This window comes from Massilia sp. 2TAF26 (assembly GCF_052115005.1).
In the GTDB taxonomy this organism is placed as follows: domain Bacteria; phylum Pseudomonadota; class Gammaproteobacteria; order Burkholderiales; family Burkholderiaceae_D; genus Telluria.
Genome location: NZ_JBFRFV010000019.1, coordinates 1 through 12,741, shown reverse-complemented (window position 1 = coordinate 12,741; position 12,741 = coordinate 1). Strand labels below are relative to the sequence as shown.

General features: G+C 66.0%; 15 protein-coding genes and 1 pseudogene. 8 read left to right on the top strand and 8 right to left on the bottom strand.

What is annotated here, in order from left to right; all coding sequences use genetic code 11:
* Nucleotides 1–2: 2 nt before the first annotated feature.
* The 3 genes from AB4Z32_RS18650 to AB4Z32_RS18640 are packed head-to-tail and all read right to left on the bottom strand — an operon-like array spanning nucleotide 3 to nucleotide 2,937.
* On the bottom strand, nucleotides 3–773 hold the full coding sequence (locus AB4Z32_RS18650; RefSeq protein WP_442123440.1) for an ABC transporter ATP-binding protein: 771 nt from the start codon (nucleotides 771–773) through the stop codon (nucleotides 3–5).
* Nucleotides 774–781: 8 nt separating this feature from the next.
* A complete protein-coding gene (locus tag AB4Z32_RS18645) occupies nucleotides 782–1,990 on the bottom strand; it encodes an ABC transporter permease subunit (RefSeq protein ID WP_442123356.1) in 1,209 nt (402 codons plus the stop codon).
* Between the two features lie 17 nt (nucleotides 1,991–2,007).
* Nucleotides 2,008–2,937, bottom strand: a complete 930-nt coding sequence (locus AB4Z32_RS18640) for a branched-chain amino acid ABC transporter permease (protein WP_442123355.1) — start codon at nucleotides 2,935–2,937, stop codon at nucleotides 2,008–2,010.
* 209 nt (nucleotides 2,938–3,146) lie between these two features.
* On the opposite strand from AB4Z32_RS18640, the gene AB4Z32_RS18635 reads away from it, so the two are divergent.
* Nucleotides 3,147–4,562 carry an OmpP1/FadL family transporter gene (locus AB4Z32_RS18635; protein WP_442123354.1) on the top strand — a complete coding sequence of 472 codons (1,416 nt, stop codon included), beginning with the start codon at nucleotides 3,147–3,149 and terminating at the stop codon, nucleotides 4,560–4,562.
* 78 nt (nucleotides 4,563–4,640) lie between these two features.
* Here AB4Z32_RS18635 and AB4Z32_RS18630 read toward each other — a convergent pair whose 3' ends face one another.
* The 3 genes from AB4Z32_RS18630 to AB4Z32_RS18620 are packed head-to-tail and all read right to left on the bottom strand — an operon-like array spanning nucleotide 4,641 to nucleotide 6,580.
* Nucleotides 4,641–5,150, bottom strand: a complete 510-nt coding sequence (locus AB4Z32_RS18630; RefSeq protein ID WP_442123353.1) for an adenine phosphoribosyltransferase — start codon at nucleotides 5,148–5,150, stop codon at nucleotides 4,641–4,643.
* Nucleotides 5,151–5,161: 11 nt separating this feature from the next.
* Complete coding sequence (ispH, locus tag AB4Z32_RS18625; protein WP_442123352.1) at nucleotides 5,162–6,121, bottom strand: 4-hydroxy-3-methylbut-2-enyl diphosphate reductase; 960 nt, start codon at nucleotides 6,119–6,121, stop codon at nucleotides 5,162–5,164.
* 3 nt (nucleotides 6,122–6,124) lie between these two features.
* Nucleotides 6,125–6,580, bottom strand: coding sequence for an FKBP-type peptidyl-prolyl cis-trans isomerase (locus tag AB4Z32_RS18620; RefSeq protein ID WP_442123351.1), 456 nt, complete (start codon nucleotides 6,578–6,580; stop codon nucleotides 6,125–6,127).
* 99 nt (nucleotides 6,581–6,679) lie between these two features.
* On the opposite strand from AB4Z32_RS18620, the gene radC reads away from it, so the two are divergent.
* Nucleotides 6,680–7,354 carry a RadC family protein gene (gene radC, locus AB4Z32_RS18615; protein ID WP_442123350.1) on the top strand — a complete coding sequence of 225 codons (675 nt, stop codon included), beginning with the start codon at nucleotides 6,680–6,682 and terminating at the stop codon, nucleotides 7,352–7,354.
* A 672-nt stretch (nucleotides 7,355–8,026) separates the two neighbouring features.
* Here radC and AB4Z32_RS18610 read toward each other — a convergent pair.
* Nucleotides 8,027–8,581: pseudogene (locus AB4Z32_RS18610) on the bottom strand (glycosyltransferase family 39 protein); the annotation flags it as partial.
* 129 nt (nucleotides 8,582–8,710) lie between these two features.
* Here AB4Z32_RS18610 and AB4Z32_RS18605 point away from each other — a divergent pair.
* From AB4Z32_RS18605 to AB4Z32_RS18580, 6 genes are all read left to right on the top strand, one after another.
* A complete protein-coding gene (locus AB4Z32_RS18605; RefSeq protein ID WP_442123349.1) occupies nucleotides 8,711–9,223 on the top strand; it encodes a DUF2199 domain-containing protein in 513 nt (170 codons plus the stop codon).
* Nucleotides 9,220–9,744, top strand: coding sequence for an NADPH-dependent FMN reductase (locus AB4Z32_RS18600; protein ID WP_442123348.1), 525 nt, complete (start codon nucleotides 9,220–9,222; stop codon nucleotides 9,742–9,744). Before AB4Z32_RS18605 ends, AB4Z32_RS18600 begins: the two co-directional genes overlap by 4 nt.
* 168 nt (nucleotides 9,745–9,912) lie before the next feature.
* Nucleotides 9,913–10,149: a 50S ribosomal protein L28 gene (rpmB, locus tag AB4Z32_RS18595; RefSeq protein WP_025511730.1), complete on the top strand. Its 237-nt coding sequence runs from the start codon at nucleotides 9,913–9,915 to the stop codon at nucleotides 10,147–10,149.
* Between the two features lie 13 nt (nucleotides 10,150–10,162).
* Nucleotides 10,163–10,330, top strand: coding sequence for a 50S ribosomal protein L33 (gene rpmG / locus AB4Z32_RS18590; RefSeq protein ID WP_005665735.1), 168 nt, complete (start codon nucleotides 10,163–10,165; stop codon nucleotides 10,328–10,330).
* A gap of 167 nt (nucleotides 10,331–10,497) precedes the next feature.
* On the top strand, nucleotides 10,498–11,616 hold the full coding sequence (locus AB4Z32_RS18585) for a hypothetical protein (protein WP_442123347.1): 1,119 nt from the start codon (nucleotides 10,498–10,500) through the stop codon (nucleotides 11,614–11,616).
* An 86-nt stretch (nucleotides 11,617–11,702) separates the two neighbouring features.
* The gene (locus AB4Z32_RS18580; RefSeq protein WP_442123346.1) at nucleotides 11,703–11,984 is read left to right on the top strand and encodes a hypothetical protein; all 282 of its coding nucleotides are present in this window, start codon (nucleotides 11,703–11,705) and stop codon (nucleotides 11,982–11,984) included.
* Nucleotides 11,985–11,989: 5 nt separating this feature from the next.
* Here the strand turns inward: AB4Z32_RS18580 and AB4Z32_RS18575 are convergent.
* Nucleotides 11,990–12,741: GGDEF domain-containing protein (locus AB4Z32_RS18575; RefSeq protein WP_442123345.1), on the bottom strand; the 752-nt coding region annotated here is incomplete at its 5' end.

Here is a 12,741-nt window from a genome sequence, read left to right as displayed (position 1 = left end):
TTTCACACTGAGCCGGTGCCGAGGTAAGCCTCGATCACCGCCTTGTTCTTCTGGATCTCGGCCGGCAGGCCTTCCGCGATCAGCTTGCCGTATTCCAGCACCGAGATGCGGTCGCACAGGCCCATCATGAGCTTGACGTCGTGCTCGATCAGCAGGATGGTGACGCCGGCGGCCTGGATCTTCACCAGCAGCTCGCGCAGCGCCAGCTTCTCGGTCGCGTTCATGCCGGCCGCCGGCTCGTCCAGCGCCAGCAGGCGCGGTTCGGTGGCCAGCGCGCGCGCGATCTCGAGGCGGCGCTGGTCGCCGTAGGACAGATAGCGCGCGGTGCGGCTCGCGAACTGGCCGATGCCGACGAAGTCCAGCAATTCCTGGGCCCTGGCGCGGATCGCCGCTTCTTCGAGACGCGCCGCCTTGTGGCGCAGGATCGCGCCGATCACGCCCTGGCGGGTGCGCACGTGGCGTCCGACCATCACGTTCTCCAGCGCCGTCATCTCGCCGAACAGGCGGATGTTCTGGAAGGTGCGGGCGATGCCGGCCTTCGCCACCTCGTGCGGCGCCGACGGCGAGTAGGGCTTGCCGCCCAGCTCGAAGCTGCCGGTATCCGGCTGGTAGAGGCCGGTGATGACGTTGAAGAAGGTGGTCTTGCCGGCGCCGTTCGGGCCGATCAGGCCATAGATCTGGCCCTGCTCGATGCGGATGCCGACATCGGTCAGGGCCTGCAGGCCGCCGAAGCGCTTGTTGACGCCGGAGATGTTCAGCAGCGCAGTCGTCATGGTCGCGCTCATGCCGCCTCCTCCGCTTCTGCTTTCGCGAGCGCCGCGGCCGGACGGTCTTCCTTGCGCGGCGACGGCCACAGACCGGCCGGGCGGTACAGCATGATGACCACCATCGCCAGGCCGTACAGCAGCTGGCGCAGCACTTCCGCCTCGATCAGCACCTTGCCGAACAGGGTGCGCTGGGCCGGCTCGACCACGTGGCGCAACACTTCCGGCAGCGCCGCCAGCAGCACGCCGCCCATCACCACGCCGGGGATGTGGCCGATACCGCCCAGCACCACCATCGCCAGCACGGCGATCGATTCGGTGAAGGAGAAGGATTCCGGCGAGATGAAGCCCTGGAAGGCCGCGAACATGGCGCCGGCCACGCCGCCGAAGGAGGCGCCCATCGAGAACGCCAGCAGCTTGACGTTGCGGGTGTTGATGCCCATCGCCTTGGCGGCGATCTCGTCCTCGCGGATCGCCACCCAGGCGCGGCCCAGGCGCGAATGCTGCAGGCGGCTGGTCATGAAGATGGTGACGATGCACAGCAGCAGGAACAGGAAATAGTAGGCGTTCACCGACGGCAGCTTGAGCCCGCCGATATAGACCGTGGCGCGCGAGCCCGCCTCGCCCGCCAGCGACACGCCGAAGATGCGGATCGGATCGATCAGGTTGATGCCCTGCGGACCGTTGGTGAAATTGATCGGATCGTTCAGGTTGTTCATGAAGATCCGGATGATCTCGCCGAAACCGAGGGTCACGATGGCCAGGTAGTCGCCGCGCAGCTTCAGGGTCGGGGCGCCGAGCAGCGCGCCGAACAGTCCCGCCACGAGGGCCGCCAGCGGCACGATCGCCCACACCGACAGGTGGATGCCGTCGGTGCGAATGCTCTCGCCGAACAGCGCCGTCAGCGAATCGCCCAGCGCCGGCGAATAGTTGACGACCGATTCCAGCAGCGAGGCAAACTGGGGCGAAGCCATCAGGCCGGTGAGGTAGGCGCCGACCGCGAAGAAGGCGATGTAGCCGAGGTCGAGCAGGCCGGCGAAGCCGACCACGATGTTCAGGCCCAGCGCCAGCATGATGTACAGCAGGGCCATGTCGAGGATGCGCACCCAGGAGTTGCCGAACTGGCTTGCGACGAAGGGGAAGACGAGCATCACCGCCAGCAGGATGGCCATGCTGGCATAGGCCTGGCGCGGTTTGTCGGCGGTGTCGAAGGTCAGGAGAGCCATGTTGTCGTTTCCTTTCCTCAGGCGCGGTCGGCCACGCGTTCGCCCATGATGCCGGACGGGCGCACGGTCAGCACCAGGATCAGCACGATGAAGGCGAAGATGTCCTGGTAGTTACTGCCGAGGAAGCCGCCGGTCAGGTCGCCGATATAGCCGGCGCCCAGGCTCTCGATGATGCCGAGAACGATCCCGCCGATCATCGCGCCATAGATATTGCCGATGCCACCCAGCACCGCGGCCGAGAAGGCCTTCATGCCCGGCACCGTGCCCATCGCGAACTGGATCGACGCATAGTTGGCGCCCCACATCACCCCGGCGACGGCGGCCAGGGCCGCGCCGATGGCGAAGGTGGTGACGACGACGCGGTTCGAATCCACGCCCATCAGGCCGGCCACGCGCGGGTTCTCGGCGACGGCGCGCATCGCGCGGCCCATCTTGGTCTTCTCGACCAGGAACACCAGGCCCATCATGGCGCAAGCGGCCAGCACCAGCAGCAGCACCTGGGTCTGCGAGATGACGGCGCCGCCGACCATGATCGGTTCCGAGGATAGCAGCTGCGGGAAAGGCAGCGGGCTGCGGCCCCAGATCATCATCGCGATCGTCTGCAGCAGGATCGAGACGCCGATCGCGGTAATCAGGGGCGCCAGGCGCGGCGCGTTGCGCAGGCGGCGGTAGGCGATGCGTTCGATCAGCACGTTGACCAGCATCGCCACCGGGATCGCGCCGACGATGGCGATCGCCAGCTGCAGTCCGCCGGCCATGCCGGGGAAGCTGGCGTCGAGGAATTTCAGGATGCTCAGGCCGACCATGGCACCGATCATCAGCACGTCGCCGTGGGCAAAGTTAATCAGGTTCAGCACGCCGTACACCATGGTGTAGCCGAGCGCGATCAGCGCATACATGCTGCCCAGCACCAGTCCGTTCAGGATCTGCTGGATAAAAGTTTCCATTGTGGGTTTTCTCTTTCTCTTGTTGCGCCGCGCGGCGGCAGACCACATTTCCGAGCGACATCATCATATTACATCCATGACCCACGCATGAAAAAAATGCCATGCCGCCGTCACAAATTTGCCGTCTGTAGTATGCTCCGCGCCTCGCGACCTCAGCCATACCCATGCCGGGGCCGCGCATAGTCAATACAACAATCAGCGAGACTTACTTGAAACAAAAATACCTGACCCTGATGGTCGCCGTGGCCCTGGCCGGCGCCTCCGCCACCGCCGCCGCCTCCGGCTACCGCTTCGGCTCCCAGAGCGTGTCCTCCCAGGGCACCGCGGAAGCCAACGGCGCCGAAGCCGCCGACGCCTCCACCATCTTCGCCAACCCGGCCGGCCTGTCGCGCCTGGAAGGCAGGCAGATCATGGGCGGCGTGACTGCCGTCGTGCCGCACTCGAGCTACCTGGATGCCGGCTCGACCCGCTTCACCCGCACGCCCACCGGCGGCCAGGCGTCGCAGGACGATTACGTGCCGGGCGTGGTCGCCGGCCCCTCGCTGTACTACAGCCAGAAGATCGACGGCCAGTGGAGCGCCGGCCTGGGCGTCTTCGTCCCCTACGGCACCAAGCTGGACTACGACAGCAACTGGGCGGGCCGCTATTCGCTCACCAACATCAAGCTGGAATCCGTCAACCTGAACCCCTCGGTCGCGTTCAAGCTCGATGAGCGGCACGCCTTCGGCTTCGGCATCGACATCGAATACATGAAGGCCCGCCTGGGCCAGGCCGTCGACGTGCCGGGCACCATCGCGGCCGCCCAGGCCGCCGGTACCGGCGCCGCGCTGGCGCGCCAGATCGCGGCCATGGGCGGCAACCCTGCCGCGCTGGCATCGGCCGGCGACGCCCATGCGGGCGTGGAAGGCAAGGACTGGGGCTATGGCTTCAACCTGGGCTACCTGTTCTCGCTGGACCAGAACACCCGCTTCGGCATCGCCTACCGCTCCTCGATCAAGCATGAGCTGAAGGGCGGCGCGGTGTGGGACTTCTCGACCGTGAGCGGCGACAAGGTCGTCAACGGCGTGCTGCAGGCGGCCGCGCGGCGCGCCAACTCGGCCGCCCGCGTCGAGATCCGCACCCCGGAAACCCTGTCGCTGAACGCCTTCCACCAGTTCGACGAAAAGTGGGCCGGCATGGCGGACGTGACCTGGACCCGCAACTCGCGCATGCAGAACATCGACATCGAATTCGTCGGCACCGGCGAAGGCGACGAGGTAATCCGCCAGCAGTGGAAAAACACGGTGCGCGTGGCCCTGGGCGCCAACTACAAGCTGAACGAGAACGTGACGCTGCGCGGCGGTATCGCCCATGACGACGCCCCGGTGCGCAGCAGCGAACTGCGCCACGCCGCCCTGCCCGACGCCGACCGCCTGCAGCTGTCCTTCGGCGCCAACTGGAAGCTGAGCCCGGCCTCGTCGCTCGACCTGGCATACACCTGGCTGGACTTCAAGGATGCGCCGGGCAGCTATACCAATAACTGCAACCCGGTCGCCACCGCCTGCACCGGCAACGGCGAGACCACGCGCGGCACCTGGAAGACCCATATGCAGCTGATCGGCCTGGCCTACAGCTACAAGTTCTGAGCGGCCGCTGAATGAACGAAGCCGGCGCCTCCTCGCGGGGACGCCGGCTTTTTTACTTGTGCCGCGAGGGCGCCCGGTTCAGACGTCGCGCAGGGTGATGACCGGCATGGTCAGGGTGCGCTTGTCCTGGAAGAAGGCGATGTCGAACAGGGCCGCCGCGCCCACCACTTCCTTGTCCATCCGGCGCAGCAGGCTGGCCGCCGCCTCGATGGTGCCGCCGGTGGCCAGCACGTCGTCGACGATCAGCACGCGCTCGCCCTTGATGCGGGCCGGCTGGATCTCGATGGTGGCGCTGCCGTACTCGCGCCTGTATTCGATGCTGATCGCCTCGCCCGGCAGCTTGCCGGGCTTGCGCGCCATCGCAAAACCGATCGCCCGCTTGTAGGCGAGCGCGCCGGCGATCATGAAGCCGCGCGCATCCATCGCGACGATGAAGTCGAAATGCAGCTCGGCGGTGCGCTCGTACAGGGTGTCGATGGCAACCTGCCAGTGCACCGGATTGTCGAAGATGCAGCCGACGTCGATGAAATTGACGCCCGGCTCAGGATAGTCCTTGAAGAACTCCAGCGGAATCGAATCGAAAGCCATCGTCTTTCCGCTCAGGCCGCCGCCGACGCGTCAGCCGCCGGATCGCCGGTCAGGCCCTTGGGCAGCGGGAAGGTGACGTGCTCTTCCACGCCTTCGAGGGCGCGCACGCTGGCGGCGCCGAGTTCCTTCAGGCGGTCGATCACGGCCTGCACCAGCACTTCCGGGGCCGAGGCGCCGGCGGTCACGCCGATGCGCTTCTTGCCGGCGATCCAGCCTGGATCGATGGCGGAAGCATTGTCGACCATATAGGCCGGGGTACCCTTCTTCTCGGCCACCTCGCGCAGGCGGTTCGAGTTCGAGCTGTTCGGGCTGCCGACCACGACCACGACCTCGACCTGGGGCGCCAGGAACTTCACGGCTTCCTGGCGGTTGGTGGTGGCGTAGCAGATGTCGCCCTTCTTCGGCTCGATGATGTTCGGGAAGCGCTTCTTCAGCGCGGCGATGATCTCGGCGGTGTCGTCGACCGACAGCGTGGTCTGCGACACGTAGGCGAGCAGGTCCGGATTGGCGACCTGCAGCTTCTCGACGTCCTCGACCGTCTCGACCAGGTGCATGCCCTCTTCCGCCTGGCCCATGGTGCCCTCGACTTCCGGGTGGCCGGCGTGGCCGATCATGACGATCTCGGCGCCCTGCTTGCGCATCTTGGCGACTTCGACGTGGACCTTGGTGACCAGCGGACAGGTCGCATCGAACACTTTCAGGCCGCGCGATTCGGCTTCGTCACGCACCGCCTTCGACACGCCGTGGGCCGAGAACACGAGGGTGTTGCCCGCCGGGACGTCGTCGAGGTCCTCGATGAAGATCGCACCCTTGTTGCGCAGGTCGTTGACGACATAGGCGTTGTGCACGATCTCATGGCGCACGTAGATGGGCGCGCCGAACTGCTGCAGGGCACGCTCGACGATCTCGATCGCACGGTCGACGCCGGCACAGAAGCCGCGCGGCTGGGCTAACAGGATTTCGTTGTCCATGTCTTAGAGTACGGAAATGAGTTGCACTTCAAACTTCAGCGGCTGGCCGGCCAGCGGGTGGTTGAAGTCGAACAGGGCGTCGTTTTCGCGCATCTGCAGCAGCACGCCGGCGAAGCGGCCGCCGCCCGGCGCCGCGAAATCGACCAGGTCGCCGACCTGGTAATCGGCGTCCGGCACCGAGTTGTCGTCCAGCGTCTTCTTCGACACGGCCTGGATCAGTTCCGGGTTGCGCTCGCCGAAACCCTCGGCGGCGCTCAGCTCGAAGCTCGTGTGCGTGCCTTCCGCCAGGCCCAGCAGGCGCTGTTCGAGGAAGGGCGCAAGCTGGCCCTGGCCCAGCAACAGGGTGGCCGGCGTGCTGCCGAAGGTTGTGACGATATCAGTACCGTCGGCGGTGGCGAGACGATAATGCAGAGTCAGGTAAGCCGATTCGGTGACGATGGGAGCGTTGGTGGTGGACATTGCGGGATTGTGCGTGTGCGTTACGTGCAAACCGCTATTGTAAGCCGAACCCACCTGTCGCGCCCGAAAGGACCTCTTTATTCCACTTCGGGAGATCAAATGGGTATCAATGACTGGTCCGAACAGGAAAGGCCACGCGAGCGCCTGGTGCGCGAAGGGCCGCAGGCGCTGTCCAATTCCGAGCTGCTGGCCCTGATGCTGCGGGTGGGCGTGCGCGGCAAGAGCGCGGTCGACCTGGGGCGCGACATGCTGCAGCACTTCGGCTCCCTGCACGGCCTGTTCGGCGCGACCCTGGCCGATTTTTCCGAGGTGCACGGGCTCGGCATGGCCAAGTATGCGCAGATGCAGGCCGTGATGGAACTGGCCCGGCGCGCGATCGCCGAGCAGCTGCAGGCCGGCGACCTGCTGTCCTCGCCGGAAGCGGTCAAGCGCTACCTGCGGATCAAGCTGGGCGGCCGCCCCTACGAATCCTTCGTGGTGTTGTTTGTAGACATCAAGAATCGGCTAATTGCCGATAAAGAAATGTTCCGTGGAACCCTGAGCCACGCCAGCGTCCACCCGCGCGAAGTGGTCAAGGAAGCGCTGGCCTGCAATGCCGCCGGCGTGCTGCTGGCCCACAACCACCCGTCCGGCTCGCCGGAGCCGAGCGACGCCGACCAGCGCCTGACCCGCACGCTGTCCGAGGCGCTGGGCCTGGTCGATATCCGCGTGCTCGACCATTTCATCATCGCCGGGCCGCTGGCGCACTCGTTTGCGGAGCACGGCCAGCTCTAGCGCGGCGCTTCCCCTGCGACACAGGCCAGCATGAAGTCCATGCGCCCGCCGCTGCCATCTTCCAGCGCCAAACTCACCACCTCGCGCCGCGCCAGGCTCGCCTGCGGCCAGGCGGCATGGAAGACCGCCAGCGCAGACGGCGCGTCCTGGGCATGCGTCACCAGCGCGGCGCGTCATGATCTTGCCGAAGGCCGGGCCCAGCCAGGTACGCACCGGCAGCAGAAGCAGCAGGCCCAGCGCGGCCGCCGTGGCAATACACAGGATGTCCGCATGGATCGCCTCCCTGTCCAGCGCCGGCAACATCACGCACAGGCCCAGCGGCAGCGAAAACAGCAGCGGGATCATCCAGCGTTCCTTGATCGTGCCGACCTCCCCCGTCAGCGCGAGCGCCACCAGCAGCACCCCGCAGACGCCATACAGGCAGGCGAAGAAGCGGCTGGCCGGCGCGCTCCGGTCGAAGCGCAGGCGGCCGCGCCACAGCGCGCGCCGGCGCCAGCACACCACCGCCCAGGCCAGCACAGGCAGCGCCATGAAGGAGGCGAGCGCTTCCAGCACACCCACGCCTCCCTGCCCCATCCGCCCCAGCCAGGGCGCGTCCGCGGCGCCGTCCTGCATCTTGCGCAAGGTGCCGCCGAAGGCCAGCGCGGGATGCCCGGCCCTCCAGGCGGCGTGCGGCAAGACCAGCAGGACGGCCGGCAGCACCGCCGCCCAGACCCTGCGCTTCCATAGCGCCTCGCGGTGCGCGCGCACCAGTAGGCTGGCCCCCAGCAGGCCGGCCAGGAACACGCCATAGTTGTACTTGGTCTGCAGCCCGAGCCCGCACAGCACCCCAAAGCCGATATGGCGCGCCAGCGTCGGCCGCCGCAGCAGGGCGAAATAGAGCCACAGGGTGGCGCAGGCGAGGGCGGTCATCAGGACCGAATGGGTCTGGATGCGCAGCGCTTCCCAGCCGAGCTGGGGAAACAGCGCCAGCGAGGCGGTCACGGCCAGGGCGCCGCGGCGGCTGGGTGCCGTAGCCGAGCCGCAGCTGCTGGGTGAGATAGACGATCTCCGCTTCGTCGCGCTCGAGCGTGCCGTGTTCGGCAAGACGGAGCGCGAGGCAGGCGCAGCACCAGGCCAGCAGCGCCAGCAGCGGGCGCCAGTCCCTCGCCGATGGCGGACCGGGCGGCGCGGCGGGGGCGCCGGCCGGGCGCTCCACCTTGGCCAGGGAATCGTCGTGCATGGCATCCTCGTGTCTGGTGTGTCCACACTGCGGCATCCGCAGCGCATGGGTTTGAACTTGGACAAACGTGCCGGCATGCCGGTTGCAGCTTCCACGCTGCTACACTTGAGAATTATTCCTGCAATGACAAACCAATGGCGGCCATCTTCAGCTTCAAATGCGCGTCCTGCGACGAGATCCACGAAGGCTCGCCCAGCTTTTCCTTCCGCGCGCCGGATCCCTGGCTGGCCCAGCCGGAAGCCGTGCAGGAAGCCGGCCACCTGGGCAGCGATGTCTGCCGCTATGAAGACGAGGACGGCCGCCAGTTCTTCATCCGCGTCGTGCTCGAAGTGCCGATCCATGGCGTCGCCGATCCCTTCCTGTGGGGCGTATGGGTTTCGCTCAGCGAAACGAGTTACGAGCGCTACGTCGATACCTACGACGCCCCGGACACCGGCGACCGCTATTTCGGCTGGTTCTGCAATGCCCTGCCCTGGTATCCGGACACGCTCGGCATGAAGACTTCGGTCCGTCCTCGCGCGAACAAGCAGCGTCCCTATATCGTGCTGGAAGCGTCCGACCATCCGCTGGCGGTCGATTTCCACCAGGGCATCAGCGTGCAGCGCGCCCAGGAAATCGCCGAGGCCGTCATGCACGGTGAGGCATGAAGCTCCTGGCCCTGTGCGGCAGCCAGCGCACGGCATCGATGAGCGGCGGCCTGCTGCGCGCCTGCCGGCGCCTTGCGCCGGACAGCATCGAGGTCTTGCTGTTCGAAGAGCACAAGCAGTTCCCTCTCTTCAATCCCGAACTGGCCGAACTGCCGCCAGGCGTGCACGCCCTCCACGCGGCCGTCGACGCGGCTGACGCCATCCTCATCGCCAGTCCCGAGTATGCGCACGGCGTCACCGGCACCATCAAGAACACCCTGGACTGGCTGGTCGGCCACCCGGGCTTTGCCGGCAAGCCGGTGGCGGTGCTGAATCCGTCCTGGCAGTCCCACCATGCGGACGAGAGCATCAAGGAGACACTGCGAATGATGTCGGCCGAGCTGATCGACGATGCCTGCGTGCGCATTCCCGTGATCGGTGCCGGCGTCGCGCCCGATGCGATCGCGGCCTCCGAGCGCTTCGCCCCGGCCATCGAAGCGGTCCTGCGGGCCGTCGCGCAACACCTCGCCAGGCCCCGATAACAGTGTGTAAACAGCAGCTTACGGCGCAATACTTGCGTAATTTTACGATTGTTAAATTTACGCGATGATTTGAGAAACAATTTATTTTCGCAAGTTGTTGATTACGCGGCTGTTTTCAAGCTATACTCTCGTTTTTCCGATTGTGGAAGTTTACTCAAGGAGTGCGCTATGGCACGTGTTTGCCAAGTTACTGGCAAGGGCCCGATGGTTGGCAACAACGTCTCCCACGCCAACAACAAAACCAAGCGTCGTTTTCTGCCGAACCTGCAGAACCGCCGCATCTTCGTAGAATCCGAAAACCGCTGGGTCTCCCTGCGTATTTCCAACGCCGGCCTGCGCGTCATCGACAAGCTCGGCATTGACGCTGTGCTGGCCGATATGCGCGCCCGCGGCGAGAAAATCTAAATAGGGAGTCATCATGGCAAAAACTGGCCGCGACAAGATCAAACTGGAATCGACCGCAGGTACCGGTCACTTCTACACCACGACCAAGAACAAGCGCACGATGCCGGCGAAGATGGAAATCACCAAATTCGACCCGAAAGCACGTAAGCACGTGATCTACAAAGAAACCAAGATCAAGTAATCTGGTTTTCTTCTGGTCCAAAAAAGCCGCCCACTTCGCAGTGCGCGGCTTTTTTGCTGTTGACTCGGATCAGCCCGTCATCGAATTGCCCCGCTTTCCCCCCCCAGGCTCGCTATAGTCGAGCCCGTCTGCCGACCGCTCCGGCCGGCGTTTCCGGGGAGAGAACGATGCGGCATTCACCTTCGAATTGGCTTCGGCTGCTGACCCTGTTGACCCCTGGCCTGCTGGCCGCCTGCACCACCCCTTATCGCCCACCCGCCGTCGTCCGCGACAGCGCGCCCTTCCCCGGCATCGTCAACCTGGTCCAGACCGGCAGCAAGCATCCGCTCGACGTCATCCTGGTGCACGGCATGTGCACCCACGACGCAAGCTGGGCGAATCACGGCATCGACCGCATCACCGGCGTCGTGTCGGCGAATGTCCCCGAGCAGGCGGCGGCCGCGCCCAACGGCATCCAGCTGGTCGAGCGCACCCAGCAGATCGGCGGCACGCCGGTGCGCTTCCACGCCCTGATCTGGTCGCCGCTGACGGCACCGCTCAAGCGCCAGCTCGACTACGACAATACCGGCAGCCCGAACGATTGTTCGCAGGCCGGCAGCGGCGAGTGCAAGCCGAAGCGCGCCTGGCTGAACGGCTACGTCAAGGACAGGCTGCTGAACGACTGCCTGTCCGATGCCGTGATCTACGAAGGCGCCAGCCGCAACGCGATCCGCGACGCCATGGTCGAATCGGTGTCGCGCATCATCGAAAGCAACCCGAACGGCGACCATACCCTGGCCGTGGTCGCGGAAAGCCTGGGCAGCAAGATCCTCTTCGATGCCCTGAGCAGCATGCTCGAATCGCGCCAGCCGCGGACCCAGGCGCTGGGCCAGCAGGCCGCGCGCCGCCTGGGCCTGCTGTACATGGCGGGCAACCAGCTGCCCATCCTCGGCCTGGCCGAGCAGGACCTCGAACGCCGCCCCGACAACCGCTCGGCCACGGCGCCCGACTCGCTGCAGCGCTTCCTCGAACTGCGCCGCCGCCAGGCCGCCGCCCCGCTCGCGGAATCGATCGCTCGCCTGGCCGTGGTCGCCTTCACCGATCCGAACGACCTGCTGTCCTACCGCCTGCTGCCGGCCCGCTATGCGGCGCCCGACGTGGCGGTGGCGGACGTGCTGGTGTCGAATGCCCGCACCTGGCTGGGCCTGATCGAGGACCCAGTGGCGGCGCACCTTGACTATCTTGAGAATCCGGAGGTGGGGGAATTGATTGCCTGCGGCTATCCGCGCGCATCGTCCTGCCGCTGATGCCGTCCCTGGCGTGACCGGTTGCCGTGCGCCCGGGACTGGAGAATGCGCGTAGATTGAGAGGCTGGCAGCAGCGCGAGGGCATCATGAACAAGACCGACCCGGGAGCCACATTTCGTGGCTTGCCCCTGACTCCGGAACAGGACAGCGAAATCAAGCACTACATCCACGACCGGACGCGCCACGGCGTCCCGTGGGACACACAGGAACTGCAGGCCATGCTGCACGATATGCTCGATCCACCGGAACTCGCCGATGAGGACAGCCAGACGCTGCATGACTGCATGGGCGCGGAACACGCTACCGCGATGGACGAGGCCGGCCTGGACGATGCAGTCCGCTCCGGCCAGGAACATCAGGGACGCTGACGGTCCTAGTGCAGGCGGCGGCGCTTCTGTGCGTACATCTGCTGGTCGGCGAGCACGACGTAATTCAGCAGATCCCGTTCGCTGGCAGGGTCGCAGCCGACGATACCGGCGCTAAACGCGACCCGATAGGGGCGCTCCTGCATCAGGTTAAATGCATGCAGGTTGGCATGCAGACGCGACAGGATGATTTCCGGCTGGCCGTCGTCGAGCGTGTAGGCGACGAACTCGTCGCCACCCAGGCGTGCCACGACGTCGGCGTCGCGGAACGATTCCTGGAACACGGCTGCCGCATCACGGATCAGATTGTCCCCCACCTCATGGCCGAGCTCGTCGTTGACCTGCTTGAGTCCATCCACATCGGCAAAGATGACCGCGCTGCGCGCATGCTTGCGCTGGGCCACCTTGAACATCTGCTCCGCATGGACGAAGAAGCCTCGACGGTTGTGCAGGCCGGTCAGCACGTCGGTCAGCGACAGCCTGCGCATCTCGCCTTCGGCCGCGTCGCGACGCGCCAGCTCCGCAGCGTGAGCCTCGGCGGTATCGGCCATCTGTTCGTACTGCGTGTAAACCAGGTGCTCCAGCGAGCTGTGCGATTGCAGCCTGCTCAGCGCCGCCACGGCCAGCTCCAGGATGGGCGACAGCACCCGCCGGCGCGCCTGCCAGACCGGGAGTCCTGCGTCCTCGTTCCAGCCGACCACCAGCGCAGCCACCGCCGCCGGCGCCGGCACGCCCAGCGCCAGCACCCGCTGGCCGAGCC

Coding starts and splice junctions, on each gene's coding strand:
- AB4Z32_RS18650 (WP_442123440.1), bottom strand. CDS start 773: ATGACGACTGCGCTGCTGAACATCTCCGGCGTCAACAAGCGCTTCGGC.
- AB4Z32_RS18645 (WP_442123356.1), bottom strand. CDS start 1,990: ATGGCTCTCCTGACCTTCGACACCGCCGACAAACCGCGCCAGGCCTAT.
- AB4Z32_RS18640 (WP_442123355.1), bottom strand. CDS start 2,937: ATGGAAACTTTTATCCAGCAGATCCTGAACGGACTGGTGCTGGGCAGC.
- AB4Z32_RS18630 (WP_442123353.1), bottom strand. CDS start 5,150: ATGGCTTTCGATTCGATTCCGCTGGAGTTCTTCAAGGACTATCCTGAG.
- ispH (WP_442123352.1), bottom strand. CDS start 6,121: ATGGACAACGAAATCCTGTTAGCCCAGCCGCGCGGCTTCTGTGCCGGC.
- AB4Z32_RS18620 (WP_442123351.1), bottom strand. CDS start 6,580: ATGTCCACCACCAACGCTCCCATCGTCACCGAATCGGCTTACCTGACT.
- radC (WP_442123350.1), top strand. CDS start 6,680: ATGGGTATCAATGACTGGTCCGAACAGGAAAGGCCACGCGAGCGCCTG.
- AB4Z32_RS18605 (WP_442123349.1), top strand. CDS start 8,711: ATGGCGGCCATCTTCAGCTTCAAATGCGCGTCCTGCGACGAGATCCAC.
- AB4Z32_RS18600 (WP_442123348.1), top strand. CDS start 9,220: ATGAAGCTCCTGGCCCTGTGCGGCAGCCAGCGCACGGCATCGATGAGC.
- rpmB (WP_025511730.1), top strand. CDS start 9,913: ATGGCACGTGTTTGCCAAGTTACTGGCAAGGGCCCGATGGTTGGCAAC.
- rpmG (WP_005665735.1), top strand. CDS start 10,163: ATGGCAAAAACTGGCCGCGACAAGATCAAACTGGAATCGACCGCAGGT.
- AB4Z32_RS18585 (WP_442123347.1), top strand. CDS start 10,498: ATGCGGCATTCACCTTCGAATTGGCTTCGGCTGCTGACCCTGTTGACC.
- AB4Z32_RS18580 (WP_442123346.1), top strand. CDS start 11,703: ATGAACAAGACCGACCCGGGAGCCACATTTCGTGGCTTGCCCCTGACT.